Here is a 2,871-nt window from a genome sequence, read left to right on the forward strand (position 1 = left end):
CGCAGCCGCTCTTGATGACGCGACGGCTTCCGCGGACCGCCTGGCAGGCGCAATGGCCCAAGCCGGAGATGCCGTTACGGGTGGCGGCGGTGGCGGTGGAGCTGGTGGCGCCGCTGACCAAATCATCACTGGCTGGCGCGCTGTGTCCGCGGCGTTGCAGTCCTATGCCACGGATGCCTTGAACTGGGGCAAAAGCCTTGGCGAAACGCTGACCAGTGCCTTCTCTGGCGCCGAAACCGCCTTCCGCAGCTTTGTGGAAACCGGCAAGCTCGACTTCAAGGGGCTGGTGCGCTCGATCCTGGCGGATTTGGCCGTCTTGGCATTCAAGAATGCGGTGCTGGGACCCATTGCCAATGCGCTTGGGGGTGTCTTTGGCGGCAGCGCTGCCGGTGCCGGTGCAGTGACGGCCGCCGTCTCCCATGCCGGCGGCATGGTTGGGATCTCCGGTCATACACGCGCCGTGCCCGCAGCGGTGTTTGCGGGTGCACCGCGGATGCATGGCGGGGGCACCGTGGGGGCGGCTGGCTCCTGGGCCGGATTGCGGCCTGATGAAGTGCCCACCATCCTGCAACGGGGCGAGCGTGTTTTGTCGCGCGCAGAAGTCGCGCGTGGCGGAGGTGGCGCTCTTCCTGTGGCCATAAATCTCAATGTGGATGCGCGCGGTGCGCAAATGGGCGTTGCCGAGCAGATCGCGGCGGTGATGCGCGGTGCACAGCCTGAATTTGAGCGCATTGCGGTGGCAGCCGTCGGCAATGCCATGCGGCGGGGACGCATGGCATGAGCGTGATCGTGGAACTGCCGCGTACGTGGGTTGCCGGCATTGAGCGGCGGTTGGTGACCGCCACCAGCCAGACGCAGTCGCCCTTTACCGGGACGACGGAGGTGCAGGACTGGGGCGGAGAATGGTGGGAATATGATATCGAATTTGCCGCGCAATCCGGACCGCTGGCGCGGTCAGTCTCTGCAGCCCTCACGGCGCTTGGCTCTGGCCGGGGGCTTCTGCTGTTTGCCGATCCCTCCATTGAACCCAAGACCCTTGCGCAACCGGTCTCACTGGCGGCACCCATTACCGGCGGCAATGTCGTCCAAACGCAAGGCTGGCCTTCTGGCCTGCCTGCCGTTGCCTCAGGTGACTTTCTCTCCATCGGCACGGCGCGCGACACGCGCCTGCACCAGATCGCCTTTGATGTCACAGCGGACATCAATGGCCTGGCGACGCTGACGCTCTTTCCGGCCATTCGCAGCGCACTGCCCGCCAATACACCTTTGGAGGTGAACAGACCGCAGGTGCTGCTGCGCCCGACAGGCGCGGTGCCAACGCGCATTGAACGTGCGGCCCGCCACCGCTTCACCCTGTCAGCCCGCGAGGCGCTATGAGCCGCGATATGACACCTTCTGTTGCCGCAGCGCTCGACCGCGCTGATCTGCAGCCTGCGATCTTTTTTGAGGGGGAATTCCCGTCGGGCATGGTACGGATCTGGACGGGTCCGGGGCCGATTGACTGGGATGGCAAGACCTGGACCGGCGTCGGCGTTCTTCTTGGCCTTGGCGCGCTGGAAGAAACCTCCGATGTTGTGGCCTCCGGCACGACGGTCTCGCTCTCGGGCGTGCCACTGGATCTGGTGGGGCTTGCCATTGACGAAGCACGCCAGGGTCAGGCGGGGCGCATCTGGTTGGCGCTACTCACAGAGGACCGCAGAGTGATCGCCGATCCTGTGCAGGCGTTTACGGGTCGTCTTGATGTGCCAGAACTGCAAGAGGACGGGCAGAGCTGCCGGATCATGATCAGCTATGAAAGCCGGCTCATTGATCTGAGCGTGCCGCGGAACTGGCGCTACACCCATGAAAGCCAACAGGTCCTGCACCCGGGCGATCGTGGCTTTGAGCATGTCACGGCCATCCAGGACCAAGAGATCACCTGGGGACGGGGATGATGGAGCAACCGATTACTGTTGCCACGCGCGTTGCCACCCGCGTCCCCCATTGGGAGCAGATCCTCGCCGCAGCTATAGCACGCGCGCAGATCCAGCCCTTTGTCTGGGGCCAGCATGATTGCGCCACCTGGGCCTTTGATCTGTATCGCGATCTGACAGATGGCCCGGATCATGCCGCACTTTGGCGCGGGCGGTATCGCACACCGATCGGCTGCGGGCGTGTGCTGCGCCGCCTTGGCTGGACAAGCCTTGAAGAAGGCGCGCGCGCTTTATTGGGCGACCCGCTTTATGATGTGCGGCTCGCACAGCGTGGTGATATTGTTTTGGGCGGGGATCCCGAGGCCTTTGGCGTCGTCATCGGCGCCAAGGCCGCTTTTGTGGCACCTGACGGTCTGGTGCGCCTGCCGCTCTCTGTTTGTCGTCTCGCGTGGAGGACGTAGATAATGCCACCAGTGGTTCTTGGTGCTGTCGCCCTCGGGGGCGCTGCCATTGCGGCGGGCGGTGTCGCGGCGGCATTTGCGGCGACGGGGCTGGTTGGCTTTGCCGCCCAGTTCGGGGCCTCGATGCTCTTATCAGCTGCCGCACAGGCGCTGATGCCCACGCCAAGCCTGGGCCAGATGGAAATGAAGGCCCGTACGGTGACGGTGCGCGAGCCGGTGATGCCCCGCGAAATGATTTACGGCCGCACGCGCAAGGGCGGTGTGATTGTGTTCCTGCATTCCACAGGAGCGAAGGACAAAGACCTGCACCTGGTGGTCGTCTTGGCAGCCCACCGCGTCAAATCCATCGGGGCGATCTATTTTGAGGGCGAGGAAGTGATTGATGCCTCAGGGGCGGCCCAGGGCCGATGGGCGGGCAAAGTCGCCGTCGAAAAGCGCCTCGGTACCGATGACCAGACGGCCTTTGCGGGGCTGATTGCGGCGGCGCCCGAGCATTG

The 2,871-nt window shown here is 64.5% G+C and carries 4 protein-coding genes and 1 pseudogene; all 5 read left to right on the forward strand.

The window, feature by feature from the left end; all coding sequences use genetic code 11:
• On the forward strand, positions 1-781 hold a 781-nt coding region (locus VGP75_RS17195), incomplete at its 5' end, for a phage tail tape measure C-terminal domain-containing protein (RefSeq protein ID WP_327544823.1).
• On the forward strand, positions 778-1,377 hold the full coding sequence (locus VGP75_RS17200; protein WP_327544824.1) for a hypothetical protein: 600 nt from the start codon (positions 778-780) through the stop codon (positions 1,375-1,377). The genes VGP75_RS17195 and VGP75_RS17200, both read left to right, overlap by 4 nt.
• 8 nt (positions 1,378-1,385) lie before the next feature.
• The gene (locus VGP75_RS17205) at positions 1,386-1,934 is read left to right on the forward strand and encodes a hypothetical protein (RefSeq protein ID WP_327544825.1); all 549 of its coding nucleotides are present in this window, start codon (positions 1,386-1,388) and stop codon (positions 1,932-1,934) included.
• Complete coding sequence (locus tag VGP75_RS17210) at positions 1,934-2,374, forward strand: DUF6950 family protein (RefSeq protein WP_327544826.1); 441 nt, start codon at positions 1,934-1,936, stop codon at positions 2,372-2,374. Before VGP75_RS17205 ends, VGP75_RS17210 begins: the two co-directional genes overlap by 1 nt.
• A gap of 3 nt (positions 2,375-2,377) precedes the next feature.
• Positions 2,378-2,871 (forward strand): annotated as a pseudogene (locus VGP75_RS17215) (phage tail protein); the annotation flags it as partial.

Source organism: Yoonia sp. (assembly GCF_036007805.1).
Taxonomy (GTDB): Bacteria; Pseudomonadota; Alphaproteobacteria; order Rhodobacterales; family Rhodobacteraceae; genus Yoonia.

Bases quoted from the DNA above. Each gene is read 5' to 3' on its own strand.
- VGP75_RS17200 (WP_327544824.1), top strand. From the start codon at position 778: ATGAGCGTGATCGTGGAACTGCCGCGTACGTGGGTTGCCGGCATTGAG.
- VGP75_RS17205 (WP_327544825.1), top strand. From the start codon at position 1,386: ATGACACCTTCTGTTGCCGCAGCGCTCGACCGCGCTGATCTGCAGCCT.
- VGP75_RS17210 (WP_327544826.1), top strand. From the start codon at position 1,934: ATGGAGCAACCGATTACTGTTGCCACGCGCGTTGCCACCCGCGTCCCC.